Genomic DNA, 18,281 nt, shown 5'->3' on the forward strand with positions numbered 1-18,281 from the left:
GATTATTTTCCCGATGCCAAACGATTGCGCAAGACCTTTAGCCAGATTTTGGCTAGAATGTGCGCCATCGTTAAATAAGCAAAATACTCATCACTGGCGTACTAGGTAACCTCGCTTGGGATGAACGTACCCTTTGTGGTAAAACATTCTGATTATACCCGAGTCATCGCCGATTGCTTGGGCAAATACACTCCATCAATGAAAGGAAAGTGGAAGCATGAACAACGCTCGCCCTATTCGCCGCGCTCTGATCAGCGTCTCAGATAAAACGGGTATTCTTGAATTCGCGCAAGCACTTGCAGAACGTGACGTAGAACTTCTCTCAACGGGCGGTACCGCTCGCCTTTTAGCAGAGCATGGCCTCACGGTAACTGAAGTATCGGATTATACTGGCTTTCCAGAAATGATGGATGGACGAGTAAAAACCCTGCATCCTAAAATTCATGGCGGGGTACTTGGTCGCCGCGGTCAAGATGATGCCATCATGACAGAACATGGCATTCAGCCAATCGATATGGTGGTGGTAAACCTTTATCCCTTTGCTGAAACGGTGGCTAAAGCGGGCTGTACATTAGCGGACGCCGTTGAAAATATCGATATCGGTGGGCCAACTATGGTGCGTTCTGCGGCGAAAAACCATAAAGACGTGACGATCGTGGTGAATGCACACGACTACTCACGCGTCATTACCGAAATGGACGCCAATGACAACGCTCTGACCTTAGATACCCGTTTTGACCTTGCCATTGCCGCTTTTGAACACACCGCCGCTTACGATGGCATGATAGCCAACTACTTCGGCACGCTGGTTCCCTCCTATGGCGACAACAAAGAAGGGGACGAGGAATCCAAGTTCCCAAGAACGTTTAATGCGCAGTTCATCAAAAAACAAGACATGCGTTATGGTGAAAACAGCCATCAAGCGGCAGCGTTTTATGTTGAAGCTAATCCTCAAGAAGCTTCGGTGGCGACCGCGCGTCAAATTCAAGGCAAAGCATTGTCGTACAACAACATTGCCGATACCGACGCTGCACTGGAATGTGTAAAAGAATTTACTGAACCAGCCTGTGTGATCGTCAAACACGCAAATCCATGCGGCGTCGCCTTAGGCAGCGATATTCTTGAAGCCTACCAGCGCGCTTACCAAACTGACCCAACCTCAGCCTTTGGTGGCATTATTGCTTTTAACCGTGAGCTCGATGCGGCGACTGCAACAGCGATTATTGAACGCCAATTTGTCGAAGTGATTATTGCCCCAACGGTTTCTGAACAAGCGGCGAAGATTGTCGCCAGCAAGCAAAATGTTCGTTTGTTAGCGTGTGGTGAATGGTCGAGTAAAACCACGGGCTTTGATCTCAAACGAGTTAACGGTGGTCTCTTGGTGCAAGATCGCGACCAAGGCATGGTTAGCCTTAACGATCTAAAAGTAGTCACCAGCCGTCAACCGACTGAAGAAGAGCTCAAAGACGCGTTATTCTGTTGGAAAGTCGCGAAATACGTTAAATCGAACGCAATTGTTTACGCCAAAGGAGATATGACCATCGGTGTCGGCGCAGGACAAATGAGCCGGGTGTATTCGGCTAAAATCGCCGGAATTAAAGCCGCTGACGAAGGTCTGCAAGTGGAAGGCTGCGTAATGGCTTCTGATGCCTTCTTTCCTTTCCGTGACGGAATCGATGCGGCGGCACAAGCGGGGATCAAGTGTGTCATTCAACCCGGTGGTTCCATGCGCGATGATGAAGTGATTGCCGCCGCCAATGAGCACGGAATGGCAATGATCTTTACCGGAATGCGTCATTTCCGTCATTGATTTAGGTTCTAGGCTCTAGGTCATAGAGCCTTTAAAATTTAAGGAAGTCTTATGCAAGTTCTCGTTATTGGTTCTGGTGGCCGTGAGCACGCTCTAGGTTGGAAAGTCGCGCAGAATCCTCAAGTTGAAACCGTCTTTGTCGCTCCGGGTAATGCGGGCACCGCACTTGAACCTAAGCTAGAAAACGTCAATATTGCCGTAGAAGATATTGCTGGCTTAGTCGCCTTTGCTCAGCAAAAACAGATTGCCCTCACCATTGTTGGCCCTGAAATCCCTTTAGTCCTTGGCGTGGTCGATGCATTTCGTGATGCGGGATTGCCGATTTTCGGCCCTACTCAAGCGGCGGCGCAATTAGAAGGTTCAAAAGCCTTCACCAAAGATTTCCTCGCTCGCCATAACATTCCGACTGCCGCTTACGCTAACTTTACCGAAATTGAGCCAGCGCTGGCTTATGTGCGTGAACAAGGCGCACCGATCGTCATCAAAGCGGATGGTTTGGCGGCGGGTAAAGGAGTCATTGTTGCGATGACGCTACAAGAAGCCGAAGACGCCATTCAAGATATGTTGGCGGATAATAGCTTTGGCGAAGCAGGCAGCCGCGTCGTTATTGAGGAGTTTCTCGATGGCGAAGAAGCCAGTTTTATCGTTATGGTCGATGGTGAAAATGTACTGCCGATGGCGACTAGCCAAGATCATAAACGCGTGGGTGATGCTGATACTGGCCCGAATACGGGCGGAATGGGCGCTTACTCCCCGGCTCCAGTCGTTACTCAAGACGTACACGATCGTGTGATGCGTGAGGTGATTTACCCCACTGTGCGCGGCATGGCGGCGGAAGGCAACCCTTATACCGGCTTTCTCTACGCCGGATTAATGATTGATACCCAAGGCACACCGAAAGTGATTGAATACAATTGCCGCTTTGGTGATCCTGAAACCCAACCGATTATGATGCGTCTGCAATCAGATTTGGTGGAGCTGTGCTTAGCCGCTCTCGATGGTAAGCTCGACCAAGTAGAGTCGAAGTGGGATCCACGCGCATCGATTGGTATTGTGCTTGCCGCGGGTGGTTACCCAGCCGATTATCGTAAAGGCGATGTGATTTCTGGTCTGCCGACGGAAGAAGTGGCTGGAGAGAAAGTCTTTCACGCTGGCACCTGTGATCAATCTGGCGTTGTGCTAACGAACGGTGGTCGAGTCTTATGCGCTACAGCATTAGGCGACAATGTCTCTCAAGCCCAGCAGCGCGCTTATCAGCTCGCTAAGCAAATCCATTGGCAAGGTATGTTCTATCGCCATGACATTGGCTATCGAGCAATTGCTCGTGAGCAAGCAAAGTAGGCGTTGCTCCCCTCACTGACGACCGAGTCATCATCAAAAAAGCCGCATAAGCGGCTTTTTTGATTTTCTCGCGGCTATCTCAATCGAGCTTCTCTACCGCTTGTCTTATTTATCTTGTCTTGTTATCGAGCAATTTAATCGGCATCAATCAATGCTGGTTGAGTCATGCAAGCTCTGTCAGGTTCTGCCACTGATAACACACTGTCGACTTGCAACTGAGCACTGCTCACTCGACCCAACAAGGCAACATAATGAGGCGTTTTCAAACGTTCCATTACATGCTCTGGCGTAGTCAACGGCCAAAGCACTTGCGAAAAACGGCGACCAGAACAGCTGGTTAAGCGTTCTCCATCCCACACACCTTGATATAAAGACCATCCTTGACGCGCTTGCTGCTTGCTCATTTCAACCAGTTGCTGCGCTTGCTGCAAATACTCACTACGCTGCTCTAAGTTCAACGGCAATACTTTACCATCAACACGAAATTGCTGATAAACCGCTTCACCTTGTTGGTTAAAGCGCACATGAACACGGTAAGGGACCAATTGTGCATTCCTTAGCTGCATACCTTCACGCACCACTTCGCGTACAGAACCTGATTCCCAACGATAATTGGTTTGATACCAGCCATAGTCGCCCATCAGTACCTGATCAGCACCATGACTCGGACGATTTTGATATTCGGTATACCAATAGAAATGCGTCGCATCGCCCATCATTTGACCACCAACATACTCATTAAGTTGATCAAGGTTGGCGTGAGGAACCGAAGAAGCACAGCCTGTAAGGAGGAGAAAGGCGATAAAAAACGAGAGGAATTTTTTCATGATAGAGACGCCGAGATAGAATATCTCGGCGTAGTATAAATTACTTCAATGAATCTTTCAGTGCTTTCCCAGCAACAAACGCTGGAACATTAGCGGCTGAAATTTGGATCTCTTCACCAGTTTTTGGATTACGGCCAGTACGCGCCGCACGGTGATTAACTTTAAATGTACCAAAACCAATTAGTTGAACTTGGTCGCCCTCTTTAAGTGCACCTTCAACCGCACCAAGAGTCGCTTCAAGAGCAGCCTTAGCCTGTACTTTAGAAAGATCTGCTTTTTCTGCAATAAAGTCGATTAATTGGGTCTTGTTCATTAGGTTTCCCTTCTTATAGGTTATCAAATCGAACCCACTCTAAAACATAAATGCCCTATCTGGCAAAGGTTTGTCGTATCGGTTGTGCTTCTCTGACGTACTTTTAACCATAATATGAGCATTCACTCACAATTTGCTGTATTTTCGGGCTTTGCTTGACCTTGTTTTAACCGACCCATGCCTTTATTTATAGGTAAAGACGATGAGGTTCTCCACTGAGAGGAGAGTCCTATCACTTCGAATGATCGCAGTGTCATCAAGCTTTCTCCACCCAAGGCCCGCGTTTTTATCTCTAACGAGATGTGTGCTGCCATATTGGGTGTCCATTAACGTCAAGTAGCCCAAACTAATCAACAACGAAGGGTATTATGCTGTTACTCAGTTTTTATATAGTGATGACGATCAGTCTCTCTTTTCTCTGCTCGATTCTAGAAGTGGTATTACTAAGCATTACTCCCAGTTACCTAGCGCAACTTCGTGTACAAGGCCATGCCAGCGCTGAGAAACTCTCGGTCATGAAAGCCGATATTGATCGTCCATTAGCGTCCATTCTCACGTTAAATACCATCGCCCATACGGTAGGAGCCGCAAGCACTGGCGCTCAGGCAACCTTAGTTTTTGGTAGTCAGTGGTTTGGATTATTTTCCGCACTACTCACTTTAGCGATCTTAGTCTTATCTGAAATCATTCCTAAAAGCCTAGGGGCGACCTATTGGCGTCAGCTGGCTCCGGTCTCAGCGACTATCTTGCATTGGATGATTTGGGCGCTAACACCTTTTATTTGGTTATCGCGACAAATCACCACACGTATTACTCATCCACAGCAACCCGTCAAATTACGTGATGAGCTCTCCGCAATGGCATTAATGGCGAATGAAAGCGGCGAGTTGGCTGAAGGAGAGTCGAAAATACTCAATAATCTACTCTCAATTAGCGATGTTCCCGTCACTCAAGTCATGACACCACGAACGGTACTTTTTAGAGTCAGTGCCGATATGAGCATTGATGAGTTTTTGCATGAACACAGTGATACGCCATTTTCACGACCACTGATTTATAGTGGTGAAACCGATAATGTGATTGGTTTTGTGCATAGACTAGAGCTATTCAAATGGCAACAAAACCATCAAGGCGCTCAGAAGCTCGGTAATGTGATGCGCCCGTTGCATGTTGTGCTTAACACACAAACCTTACCCAAAGCGTTTGATCAAATGATGAAAAAACGTCAGCAGCTCGCGTTAGTGGTCGATGAGTATGGCAGCGTACAAGGGCTGCTGACCCTAGAAGATGTGTTTGAACATCTTGTTGGTGAAGAGATCTTGGACGAAGCAGACAAAGTCACCGACATGCAGCAATTAGCCACTGAACGCTGGGAACAATGGAAACAGGCTCATGGCGTTATTGAAAGCCGAGACGAGGATGAGCCAAATAATCGCTAACCTCATCCTCTGACCGTTAAAAGCGTCGACTTACGACGCTTTTTGCCATTGACGGAAATCATTGCCCGTCGGAGCTTGAGAGACACGTAGACCAAATTCGGGTAAGACTGCATAAAGGTGATCAAAGATATCCGATTGAATGCGTTCATACTCAACCCAAACGGTGGTCGCCGTGAAACAGTACAGCTCTAAGGCGATGCCTTCATGGGTCGGTGCAAGCTGGCGAACCATCAAGGTCATTTGCTGATGAATCTCTGGATGAGCCCGTAAGTAACGCTCTAAGTAAGCACGAAAACTGCCTAAGTTCGTTAATCTTCGGCCATTAATTATGCTTCTGTCATCAACATGATGGTCACGATTATATTGGGTGATTTCTTGTACTTTTTGCTTAATGTATGGTTCAAGGAGTTGGGCATGAGTTAAACGCTCAATATCTTGTTCCGTTAAAAAGTGAACACTCGTTGCATCCACTAAAACACTGCGCTTAATGCGCCGCCCACCAGCCTCACGCATCCCCTTCCAGTTTTTAAAAGAGTCGGAAATCAGCGCATAAGTAGGAATAGTGGTGATGGTGCGATCCCAGTTTTGCACTTTGACCGTGGTTAAGCTGATATCAATCACATCGCCATCTGCGCCATATTTAGGCATCTCTAACCAATCACCCACACTGAGCATTTTATTAGCTGATAACTGCACCCCAGCCACTAAACCCAAGATCGGATCTTTAAACACCAGCATAATCACCGCGGTCATGGCACCGACACCACTGAGAAGTAGCACTGGCGACTTACCAATTAATATCGAGATCACCAATAGCGTGGCAATAATAAATAAAATGATCTTAAGGCTTTGATTAAGACCTCTTAATGGCATCGTACGGCCAACGGCGGTTCTCGCAAGTAAGATCTCCAACACATTGAGCAGCGAATAAAAGGCTAACAACCCATACACTACCACCCATAACGCCACCAAGGTCAGTATCACCTCACGTAACGTGCTGTCTTGTGATAACCACAGTTGGGTTTGGATACCAATCACCACACCTTGGATCAATAAAGCAATGCGGCTGAATAAGTTGCCAGCAAACAACACATGCCGCCAAGAAGCTTGAGAATCATCGGCATGCTGTTTCAACCATCTCACCACTCCCCGATGAAGGACAACATGAATCGCAGCAGCAATCAGGACAATCAATCCTAATGCTTCAGCAACAGGGATGATGTGGGATAGTTCAATATCATACTGACTCAGCCATTGAGCCATTGATTCCAGCATGGGGCACTCCTTAAGATTGAGGTTGGATGATGAATATCGCTCGCAATACTCAAACGACGTAGCGCCGTAAATAAACAGAGTATCGGGGGTAACTAGCCTAACGTTAAGCCAATATTGCTGATACAGTCATCACGTAGCTCATGGCGCAGGTCTTTAATCAATTCAATGTCTCGCTCGGTAACTTCACGCAAGGGTCTAAAAATCGCCCATTGCACATCCCATTCGGCGCAGACCGCTTCATTGCTTTTTTGGTTATCATTGGTGATCACTTCACCGGTTTGCGCCTCTTCTAACTGAGCCACCGTACGCACTGAAATTTGACTGACTTTTTGCATCGATTCATAGAGATCATCTCGGTCAAGTAAGCCGTGCAGTAACGTCGCCAGCGCTTCACAAGCGTCAATCGCCGGATAGACTAAATACAGCTCAAACGCTTCCGTCGTTGGGATCAATTCTTCAAGCTTCTCTAACTGACGATCGAAATCAATCTTGGCATTCTTCACCGTCATTAATTCCCAAACGCTATCCAAAATATCACGATAACGACGCGCATCCGCAAATTCTGTTTGCTGACAAAATAGAGCGTAATTAGGGTACATGCGCTCACAAAGGCAAGCCATAAAGGTAATCTGTTGCCAAGGTTCAAACTTCTCAAGACGAAGCTGCAAAGGGTTCTGTAACATAGTCACTCTAATGATTGAGGAAAAAAGACCTTGAAAGTGTACTGGATAACGAGAGGGGAAAGCAACAAAGCACCTAGGATGGCAGAAAAAACCGAGCTACCTTTAACAACGAGCAATTCCTGAAAATCGGGTAGATATAAGATTAGCGTCACTATTTATTTTATAAGGGGATTAACTGTTCTCATGAAAAGTCGCAATTGACTGCATCATTACAATCAAAATTATGCGCCAGTCATAAAACAGGCGCACAACGATTAAAATTCTAAAAATAAGGGTTAAATGCTAAGGCATTGATACACAAGATGCATAGAACGGAACACCTATGTTGTAGTCAATAATATCTCCATTATCAAGGCGAACAAGGAGAGTCTCACCACGAACTATTGTGGCCGACCAGGAGTAGTAGGTCGTTGGCCAACCACGTGCACCAAACATGTTACCAAATTTATTGTATAATTCTTCTTTTAGCTCATCTCGAGTTGCTAAACGCCAATTGGTTCTCCCCCCGATACTTTCTCTATTATAGGTATTACATAACTCCATTGCATTGTGCCAGTTAAATATATAAAAAGTACCAAGAGGACCATAAGTTCCATACTTCTCATTATGGGTACCTGTTACTGGACTACCCCCTATACTGTCTAGGTAAGCCTTAGATGGTGAACTAGTGAACAGTTTTTCACTCTTCCCGACATTAACGATATCAATACATGGGCCAGATAGACTGCTGCAGACAGTAACGGTAACTGTTTTACTGACAATACCATCTTTTTTTACTATAAGTTCAGTAGTTCCAGCCTCCAATCCAGTTAACAAACCAGAAGGTGATACTTGCGCGATCGTCTGATCCCCAACTATTTCCCATTTCACTAAATTATCTACATCGTTTTTTGTTCCATCACCGTACTGTGTCGTAGCGATCAACTGTAATGTGCTACCTTTTAACACTGAAACACGCAAAGGTGTCACTGTAATCTCTGTTATTAACGCATTAATGGCTGAACGATCATGATTAACACCAGAAACCCATTGAGAACCACTCTCTTCCTCAACAGAAAACTGAGAAAACTCGTTGGCTGCACACACTGGAATTGCTAAAAAACTAGCGAATATAAGATATTTTTTCATATACACTCCTATTTATATAAAATATGAACCAAGGAGCATAATTTATATAAGGAAAACTGTCGAGGACATATGGTTAATCTATCGTATTCTAGTTGCCTTCTATCCCTATCTATAACTAAAACAGGTGGAATCTGAGCAAGCGGAAATTAGTGATAGGTTTGAGACTAAAAGTGGTGTAGTTTCAGGTGATAGTGACATATAAATATCAAAACCACCTGAATTCACGAAAAACACCTAGGTCGTCCCAAACCTAGGCTTAGTCGACTCACAACTTAAAGCGGTTAATCTCGCTTTGTAGTTCTTTAGATAACTTCGATAGCAGCGACGCTTGATGCGATGCTTCTTTGGCTTCATTGGCGAGGCCATCAGACACATCACGAATGGCTTGTGTATTACGAGTAATTTCTTCGGTGACAGAGGCTTGCTCTTCTGCCGCAGTGGCTATCTGAGTCGCCATATCGCTGATCGTACCAACAGAAGCACTGATTTGCGCCAAACTTTGCGCAGCAACATTGGCATCTTCAACACTACTTTCTGATAGCTTACTACTGTCATTCATGATGCCCACGGCTTGGGCTGTTGTTTTCTGTAATGTCTCAATAGTTTTCTGAATTTCTTGGGTTGAGTCATGGGTTCTTTGGCTCAGAACTCGAACTTCATCAGCCACCACCGCAAAGCCACGGCCTTGCTCACCCGCCCTTGCCGCTTCAATTGCCGCATTCAGTGCCAACAAATTGGTTTGCTCCGCAATCCCTTGAATCGCCGATAATATGGCATTAATGTTTTGTGCATGTTGATTGAGGTTTTCAATGACATCTTTCGCCACCAAGACTTCTTTAGAAAGATTGCCAATCGATGCTTGCGTATGCTCAACTTGCTCTGCACCATGCTGAGATATTTTCACCGTATCCAATGCAGTAGCGGCAGTATTATCCGCATTACTGGCGATTTCTTGAGTGGCTGCCGCCATTTCATTAATCGCTGTCGCAACCATGTTAATCTCGTCTTGTTGTACGGTGATCCGTAAGCTTCGCTCATGAGCTTGTTCTGCCGTACTCTCCGCTTGTAAATTTAAGCCACGCGATACCTCTTGTAATCGGGTGATCATGCTATGCATGTTATTAACAAATTTATTAAAGTTATTGGCTAATGCACCAACTTCATCTTGATAACGAGGCTCAATACGCTGAGTTAAATCCGCGTCCCCTTCAGCGATTTCGGCCAACGCACTTGATACCCGGTTAAGATCTCGAAACAGAAAACCGACTAACCATGCAACGAGGATGGCCACCAAACCGGTAATAATAACGGCCGTGATGATCAATTGACGCATTAAGCTACTCATCGTGGCCAGTTCAACGGACTTATCAAGTTCAATGCCCAATAACCACTCGGTACCCGGTACTTTGGCGAAAAAGAAAAACTTATCAACGCCGCCGACTTTCACTTCTTGAACCTGATTATCCTTAATGGATTGGTTAATCACAGCCATGGTTAGGTTCGAGCTGTAAGTATTGAGCGGTTTTAAAATCAAATCAGCATTACGATGAGCAATAATATTGCCTGTATTACCATTGACCAATAACACCGACGATTTTGCACCCGCATCGATAGCAATCACATCTTTAACCAGTTGCTCAATCAATACATCGGCACCAATTACCCCAAATAGGCGTCCATGACGAGAAATAGGTTCAGCAATTGTCACCATTAATTGACGAGTGATCGCATCAGCATAAACGTGAGTCAGTATCTGTCGATTCTGCGCTTTCGCATCGCGATACCAGCCGCGAGTACGCGGGTCATAACTGGTATCAGAAGCCCCACGCTCAGGAATCGAGCGATGCATACTGCCTTGCTCAGTACCAAAATAGAGTAAATCAAATCCGCCCGCCTGCTGGCCTTGCTGTAAGAAAGGTAAGGTATTTTTCTGCGCGGTATGCGGAATCACCGAGGTGACAATACTGCCACGAATGCTTAACCATTGGTTAATTGCGCTGGTAGCGGACTTAGTGATGCCATTGACTCGAGCCTGCAAGCTAACAGCCGTTTCATGCTTTAGTTGATTGACAGCAAGCATCGTCAGCACCAGTGCCATAAAGGCGACCGCGAGAACGCTAGTGCCAATCAGTTTACTTTTTAACGACAGACTCACAATTCACCTCCTTGGTGAACAAACGAATTTCGAAATGTGGGATAACAACGATGACGGTATTTATATGGTTCTTATAAACGTAGGCTATTTTTTTAAAACTATCTGTTTTTCTCTATTTTATACAAAAATTTCAGTGTTATTATAAAATCCACTTTAAGTAATATTGCTTTGTAATCCTCTTATTGAATACTTTTAGTATCAAAAACAAACGATCTTCAAAGATATTCTGAACCGATAGATCTTGTTTTAAAAGATGTTCCTCTCTCAAACACTAAAGGGAAGCAAAAACTGTAGCGATCATTAGACTACTCAGGGAACGACCACCACAACATCCGTAAATAAAAGACTTCACCGTCGAAGAGCAAGCAGCACTAGACCTCTTTAATGTCATTGAATGCTGCTTGATTTTTAAACCTTGGATTGGATTTTTGTTAAGGAGAAAAGTTCGCTTCACGCTCAATTAAGGCTAAAAAGGAGTTTACTTTCACCTTATTGCGCGTGCTACTTCGCCACATCGATCAAATGCCCTCGTCGAAGCCTTCGCATCAGGCTGCCCAGCGTGCCCAAGGGTTACATCAATACTCCCATTCCAGTTAACCCCGTTATCATTTACGCCCCTAGTCCCCTCAACGACCTAAAACCGCAGTCGTTGAGGCAACCACTCGGGATTGATTATGGCTGTTCAACCCAATTAAATTGGTGAGTAAATCCATCGATATAAACCATTGGAGTGATGGTTTTGATAAAAGTATCGACATCATACTCGATTGCTTGTTTCTCTTTATCTGCCAGTTTCAAACCATCAAACTCAAAGAATCCTATCAATCTATTATTGTCTGTTAGTTTTTTAAAAAGTAGTGCATCAAAATATTGTTCTTGAGAGGGATATAAATCAACAAAATCTGTAAATAATGTATATTTTCTAGATATCGTTTTCGTCGAACCTAACTGTACTCCTTGTTGAATAAGATCGTTATTTTTTTTTATGTAAGATCTTTTAATTTGGATCAACTTATTGATGGCTGGTGTATAATTATGATTCGCCGCTATGGTTAATAGTTCTAAGGCTAGCTGATTTTGCTCTGGTGTTTTAGATTGATATTTATTACTACCTTGAGGTAGAATTAAAATGGTATCAATATAATCCATTAATGGCTGATAATAGTGCGCTTTGGCAAAGCGAATCACTTCATTCAGATACTGTTCACGGGTTTTGGTTGACTGATCCCACTGCTTTTGTTGCAGTAAAAAATACTGGGCACGTAAATCACCTTGTTCGGCTAATTGTTCAAAGCCTTTAATCGCCAAATTAAAGTATTCATCAGAACAGTTCCGCCCCCCATTAACCGATTCAATGCCTAATGATTCAGCAACATCACTACTTAATGTACTAGACTTCAGATAATACAAACACTCAAATGCTTGACTGGATAATCTAAAATAAGCATGTGGATTTCCTTTAGCTAGTGATTGATTAAGCATTAATAAAATATCACGTCTTTTATTAATATTATTGATATGTATTCTTGCATACCATACCATGGCTTCGGGATCTTCACTCTCTACCAGTGGTATCAATAGCTCTTCAACTAACGGCCAGTTACCACGCTGAATATTGACCAATATCTCATACATTTTATCGCCCGGCCTGACCGTGCTGGAAATGTAAGGGTCATCGGCGATACGATGGTTATTTTCTTGAATAAATGCTTGAAAATAGGGAATATCATTCTGCGGATTTGGCTTACAGGCGGTGATCATCATCAATAAGCAACCTAAGGCTACCCAGCGCGCCCAAGGATTACGGTAAAAGGTCATAAATACTCCAATTCACGATGGTTTCATTCGGGTGTTCGCTGCCTGAGTGTAAAAGCAGGGGCTGCCCAGCTTGAGGGGCTCGGTTAGCGACTTCACTGATAGGGTGCGCGCGATACTGCGCCACTTTACGCTCGGTGGCGCCCCAGTACGTGTTGATGTGTTCCACAATCTCAAAACGACTCACAATCATATTACGAGATAAGGTTTGAGAATTATTATTAAAAGCCCTAATTAAATCATCTTCTTCAGAAATAAACGCTTTAACCAACTCAGCCAGTTGTTGCCAGTTGTGCAGATACGCCGCCCATTCTTCGGGGTAGTTTTTCTCTGCCTCCGCAGCGGGGTTAAGACTCATTCTTATTAAGGTCTCTTTCCACTGCCGTTGGCTGTTCTCTTCACCTTGGCGGGTATCTGCTGCTAACCATTGCATAATTTGGACAATGGCTTGGGTTTGTCTTTGGTTGGCAACTAATGCTGGTAGATCCAACTTATCTTTTATTTGTTTTTTAATTAAACAATTCAGTAGATTACTTAATGTTTCTGGGGGTAGCTTATTTACCCATAAGCGCATATTGGAGTTGCTATTCCCTTTAATAATTTCGGCTGCCAACACCGGCGCATACTCACGGCTCATCACCTGCTGACGATAATCCGACCAACTGGTCACGGGCATCAGCAGGGCTTGTGAGACAGTTAACCCCATGCCGACTGCGAAGGTTAATATATCATTCAACATCATAAAACTGTCATTAATGCCGTTATCGCCCGCCTCACCAAAGACCGCTAACTGCCTAAAGCCACTTTGTTTTAGTGCCCCCAATAAACAGCCGATAAATTCATCCGCTGCAAAGGCATCAACCCCAATCGCCACTCCACCTTTACAGCCCGGCCCCAATGCCCAAGCCGCAGAGGCCTCAACCACTAACAGGCCTCCTTGAACAATCAAACGAAACCCCGCATGAGCCCCCACGCCGAATGAGCCTGCCAGTTCGCCTTTTACTGATCCCAGTTTTTTTACGGTGGCTGGGCGACGAGATGGCGATGGCGGCAACCAGTGGACACTGATACTCAGCACACCACCCGCTTGAACGCCAGCAAACACATCCACCTCGGCTTTCGCTTGCCCCGCTAACCGCGCACGCTCAACCGATTGTAATGTCGTACCTGGCAGTAGGTAAGCCTCATGGATATTGGCATCAAACAGTCCCACTGCGCTGCCCTTAATACCGATGCCTTCACGCTGATCACTCGGCCCAAAGCGAATATCGGTGCTTAATTGACACGTCGCCGCGGCTAAACCATACACACTCCCTTCCAGATACGCGAATAGCTCACCGGCTGAATAGCTCTGCGCTTGCCACTGGTTATCAAAATAACGAATATTAAGCGGTTGCCCTTTTACGTCCTTTTTATTTTCCTTAGTTAAGCCTTGATTAGGTTGCAAAGGCAGCCATGCACTCACACTCAATTGGCCTTGTAATACGGTTAAAGAGGCCGAGAGTTTGCCCTCTCCACCCAGCATCAAAGGTTGCGCCACGGTGTGCTGACTGTTTAACTGACCTTCGGCTTTGCTACTAAAGCGTAAAAATTGGATGCCGGCATCAGCGGTATAGAGCGGCTGATCGCCATTCGGCCCCACTCCACTTTGATAATGATAAGCATCTTGCCAAAAGACACTGTCAAAGCTCTTGGCGATATCTGACAATTCAATAGTGACTTTAGGTTCCGTTAACGCCTTCATTGCTTGCGCCACGGTTTCGGCTTTTACGGTATCTTCCCCACTGTGTGAAGGGTCGTTAAATGCCAATTGACGTGTGATATCTTTTACATGTGAAGCGGCGCACCAATCATAACGGTCATTAGACTGCTCAGGAAAATACCACCAAGGCCCACGCAAATAAAAGACATCACCTTCAGAAAGCAAACAGCACTCGACGACCTGAATATCATTGAATTCTGCCAGATTTTTAAACCCAGGATTGGATTTTTGCGAAGGGGTGAAGTTCGCTTCATCTTCAATTAAAGTCAATGATGCTGGCCATTTTGCCTTCTCATCCTCATTGAATAGAGTAAAACGGAGTTTATTGTCACCTTGCTGCGCATTCTCCTTCGCCAAATCGATTAAATGGGCCACTCTGGCGAGTGCTAATTTTTTCACCCAGAGCAGTTTTTTAAACATCTCACCAAGCGGAGTATTATCTACATGAGTCCCGATGACCTGAGATAATCTCCCTTTATGGGTCTCGATGCTGTTATCCATTATCGCGATCAAGGCCTTAGCGGGGTAGTATGACCAACCAGCGATGCTGGTGTTGGTAATCAGCCCAGTGATATGCTCAGGTGTCACGTCAGGGCGGTCGTAAACCTGACCTTGCACTTCTTGGTATAAGTCATCAATCAGTTTCGTATCATTAATCGGCAAAACGTATTGAGCATTTCGCCATGGTTGCTTAGCCAGTGTGTTGGGGCCTTGAGACACACCGCGCGAACCTTCTAACTGCTCTAGGCTTAAGCACTGTTCGAGGATCGCCAAACCCGCGGCATTTAATAAGCGTAGATGAGTTGCACAGACGAATTCATTTTGTTTAGCAACTAAAGCTTCTTTCTCTGCAAAAGAGAGCTCATGAGATCGAATGAAATCTTGATAGGTCTGTTTAAGCTGCTCTGGCCACTGCTCAAGATAACGGCGACCATCCTGCGCAAACATTAGCGCCTGCTCGTTGCGACGATTCTTATAGAGCATTGCCACACTGTTGGCTAGCGCTTGTTGCTGAGTACTCGTAAAGTACTCGAGCCGCTGATCAAATACAAACCGACTGCCATCGTCCGCCGTGCTTTGCCTAGCCGCCCGCTCTGCTGTTTTTTCCAGGTCTTTAATCTTTTTTTCTACCGATCTTCGCACTCGCGATGTCAAGCGCGCATTTGCTCTTTTTACCGAGGCAGGGGTTCGAGCAGCGGGATACCTTATACCCAAATCAAAATCTTCTACGACCTTTAGTAGCCAAGCATTGGGGGTTGCTTCATCAGCACTGTGGGCATCAAGTTCAATCACTTTTTTTACCGCAATCAATGCTCGATACTGCTCTTGTTGCTCCGCTGTCATAAACTGCTCATGCAGCTTGGCTGAAAACTTCGACAACAGTCCGAGCTTTTCTAAATTATTTAAGGTGGCTTGGGTATCATTCTCCACCACTGCCGCCGCTAACGTAGCTCGCTCTTGATTGATTTTTTCTTTCGCTTCCTCACTGATAGCATACCATGCCCTTTTTCCCGTTTTAGGGTGCGCAGGAACATACAAAATATCGCTGTATTCAGGCGACGTGGAGCAGGTATCGTTACTCCCATGCAACACTTCAAAACCGGTAGGCAAGGGGATTCGCTCTTGCTCGGTTTCTACCGCAGGAAGAATCGCTAGTGTTTGCTGTCCGTCTTGATTAACGTTTACATCCAGTTGGCTTAACTGAGTGCAGTTAAGCTGATTCAACGTTGGTTCGTCGATATTAAATTGCCGACTTAACAGGGCGATACACTCTTGTGTAAAAGCAGCATAACGTAAATCGCTCATCAAGATACCTCATTGAAAACAGGTGATGTTAGTGTATAAGGGGACGTTTGTTTTACCTCAAGCGCTGGATTAAGTACGCTTTGTACTTGTTGCTGCGCATTAATCCATTCCAGAGCTTGTATCGGACCAAGCAAAATACTTTGGTCATCTTGATTAAGCTGTGCGGCATGATTTCGCCAAAACATTGGGCTATAAGGGCGAATAAAGTAGCGTTGATGATTAAGTGTCACCTGCAAAATAGAATGCCAGTGCGTCAACAATTGATTTGGACTAACGGATTCAGGAACATGACATAAAACCGCACTTGAGGAAAAATGGCCCCGGACTAAAAAAGGCCAACGCTCACGCACACTGGCATCGTGTCCAATATGGATGAGTAACGGACTAAGTTCTAATAAATGAGAAAATTCAGAGCCAGCAAATAAAGGGCTGGCGTATTGAACGGTAAAGTGCTGATTGACGACTTCCATCGCATCAGGAATGCGTACAGTGTCGATCACTAACCAGTATCCGATGGCGTTTTCGCTCATGCTTCCTCCTGAGACAGACAAGGGCAATCTTCACGTAAACAAGAACCATCAGCCTGACGCTGACAAAGTTTCACTTTATCAATATTAGCCACAGAGATCATACCGAACATGCTGGCAGAGAGCTGCAAAGGTAAAGCAGCCATCGGCGGCTCTTGCTCTTTTAGTTGATGAGGTAACTGAGCCAACTGACCGGCGTAACGACTTGCGCTGCCTGCGCTACCACCAGAGTTTAAATTAATAGCCGCGCCCACCAAATGCACACCGCCACCATCGACTTTGACAAAACTGCCGCCCGCTTTTAAGGTGATTTCAGCACCCGCTTCAACCACAATTTTTGCACCCGCTTTTAAACTTATTTCTCGCCCTGATTCTATCGCTACCAGCGTTGCTACTTTTTGCTGTAGTGCGCCGCCAACCTCGACACTTTGGTCTTGACCGACTTTCAAGCGACGCTCGCCATCCACCGTCAGATGCTGATGATGGTGGATATGGCTAAACTGGTCGTTCTCTACCGTCAGATGCTTATCGTGTTTAATGTGCATCGTCGCATCATTGAGCACTAACCCCTCAACATCCTTTTGCGCATGCAGGTAGATTTTCTCTTGCCCAGCTTGGTCTTCAAAGCTCAGTTCGTTAAATCCTTCCCCTTGGTGGCTTTCACTGCGCAGCACCGTTTTGGTTTTGTGCTCTGGCAAAGGGTAAGGCGGTTGATTGGTCGCGTGATAGGTACGACCGGTGACGATAGGCTGGTCAGGGTCACCGTTTAAAAACTCTACAATCACTTCATGACCCACTCGCGGAATAGCCATCATGCCGTATTGACTGCCCGCCCAACCTTGTGACACTCGCACCCAACAAGAGCTGTGCTCATCACCGTTCGAATATCTGTCCCACGGAAAATGCAGCTTAACGCGGCCATGTTCATCACAGAAGATTTCTTCGTTTTCCGGACCGACCACCATCGCGATACACGGACCATCCATTTGCGGTTTCACTTGAGGCGTCGCACGCCAGTTCACCTCGGCTGGAATAAGGGTAAATTGGTTGCTGTAAGTGGTCGCGCCGCTGCCCCCTTCTTCTTCCAACACTTGGGGCTGATGACCCTCATGCTGCACGCGGACCACGACCCAATCACGGTTCACGCTCTCATCGAGATGGTCTTGTAAATCAAACTTAGCGCCCGCTTGTAGGGCTGGATGGTTACTTTTTCCCGTTGCGGTGCGCGCGTCTCGACGTAGGTACTCTAAACGTATCTGGTTAAAGGCTTTGCCACTGACATCGTCTTTAAAGCGCCCCGGCGCATCAAAGTGTTCGTAGGTGTCGCGCTGATAGTCTATCCCTTGCCCGTGCGCTTGCTGAGCAAAGGAATAACTCGGCTTTTTAAAGCTGTAATCTTG

The 18,281-nt window shown here is 45.7% G+C and carries 13 protein-coding genes; 3 read left to right on the plus strand and 10 right to left on the minus strand.

The features are described 5' to 3' along the window. The first annotated feature begins 217 nt into the window (after positions 1-217). Together purH and purD are read left to right on the plus strand one after the other, a co-directional pair. The gene (purH, locus tag BSR11_RS15830) at positions 218-1,810 is read left to right on the plus strand and encodes a bifunctional phosphoribosylaminoimidazolecarboxamide formyltransferase/IMP cyclohydrolase (protein WP_072671302.1); all 1,593 of its coding nucleotides are present in this window, start codon (positions 218-220) and stop codon (positions 1,808-1,810) included. Positions 1,811-1,861: 51 nt separating this feature from the next. Next, positions 1,862-3,151 (plus strand): phosphoribosylamine--glycine ligase, encoded by a 1,290-nt coding sequence (purD, locus tag BSR11_RS15835; protein WP_072671303.1) that lies wholly within the window; start codon positions 1,862-1,864, stop codon positions 3,149-3,151. Between the two features lie 134 nt (positions 3,152-3,285). On the opposite strand, the gene BSR11_RS15840 is transcribed toward purD, so the two are convergent. Both BSR11_RS15840 and hupA read right to left on the minus strand, forming a co-directional pair. Continuing rightward, a complete protein-coding gene (locus BSR11_RS15840) occupies positions 3,286-3,978 on the minus strand; it encodes a DUF1481 domain-containing protein (protein WP_072671304.1) in 693 nt (230 codons plus the stop codon). Between the two features lie 40 nt (positions 3,979-4,018). After that, entirely contained in the window at positions 4,019-4,291 is a 273-nt protein-coding gene (hupA, locus tag BSR11_RS15845) for a nucleoid-associated protein HU-alpha (RefSeq protein ID WP_004397369.1), read from the minus strand. Between the two features lie 368 nt (positions 4,292-4,659). Between hupA and BSR11_RS15850 the strand changes: the two genes are divergently transcribed. Continuing rightward, positions 4,660-5,730: a CNNM domain-containing protein gene (locus BSR11_RS15850; protein ID WP_072671305.1), complete on the plus strand. Its 1,071-nt coding sequence runs from the start codon at positions 4,660-4,662 to the stop codon at positions 5,728-5,730. A gap of 30 nt (positions 5,731-5,760) precedes the next feature. Here the strand turns inward: BSR11_RS15850 and BSR11_RS15855 are convergent, their stop codons facing one another. From BSR11_RS15855 to BSR11_RS15890, 8 genes are all read right to left on the minus strand, one after another. Further along, entirely contained in the window at positions 5,761-7,005 is a 1,245-nt protein-coding gene (locus BSR11_RS15855) for a mechanosensitive ion channel family protein (RefSeq protein WP_072671306.1), read from the minus strand. A gap of 92 nt (positions 7,006-7,097) precedes the next feature. Continuing rightward, positions 7,098-7,688, minus strand: a complete 591-nt coding sequence (locus tag BSR11_RS15860; RefSeq protein ID WP_072671307.1) for a YjaG family protein — start codon at positions 7,686-7,688, stop codon at positions 7,098-7,100. Between the two features lie 282 nt (positions 7,689-7,970). Then, on the minus strand, positions 7,971-8,816 hold the full coding sequence (locus BSR11_RS15865; protein WP_072671308.1) for an Ig-like domain-containing protein: 846 nt from the start codon (positions 8,814-8,816) through the stop codon (positions 7,971-7,973). 265 nt (positions 8,817-9,081) lie between these two features. Next, positions 9,082-10,971 carry a methyl-accepting chemotaxis protein gene (locus tag BSR11_RS15870; protein WP_072671309.1) on the minus strand — a complete coding sequence of 630 codons (1,890 nt, stop codon included), beginning with the start codon at positions 10,969-10,971 and terminating at the stop codon, positions 9,082-9,084. A 672-nt stretch (positions 10,972-11,643) separates the two neighbouring features. After that, on the minus strand, positions 11,644-12,735 hold the full coding sequence (locus BSR11_RS15875; protein ID WP_139299864.1) for a sel1 repeat family protein: 1,092 nt from the start codon (positions 12,733-12,735) through the stop codon (positions 11,644-11,646). Positions 12,736-12,772: 37 nt separating this feature from the next. Further along, a complete protein-coding gene (locus BSR11_RS15880) occupies positions 12,773-16,354 on the minus strand; it encodes a hypothetical protein (RefSeq protein WP_072671311.1) in 3,582 nt (1,193 codons plus the stop codon). Beyond that, complete coding sequence (locus tag BSR11_RS15885; protein ID WP_072671312.1) at positions 16,354-16,884, minus strand: DUF4123 domain-containing protein; 531 nt, start codon at positions 16,882-16,884, stop codon at positions 16,354-16,356. The genes BSR11_RS15880 and BSR11_RS15885 overlap by 1 nt, the downstream gene beginning before the upstream one ends. Beyond that, the coding region (locus BSR11_RS15890; RefSeq protein ID WP_139299865.1) for a type VI secretion system Vgr family protein at positions 16,881-18,281 on the minus strand (1,401 nt) is incomplete at its 5' end. The genes BSR11_RS15890 and BSR11_RS15885, both read right to left, overlap by 4 nt.

Source organism: Vibrio injensis, assembly GCF_001895205.1.
Lineage (GTDB): Bacteria > Pseudomonadota > Gammaproteobacteria > Enterobacterales > Vibrionaceae > Vibrio > Vibrio injensis.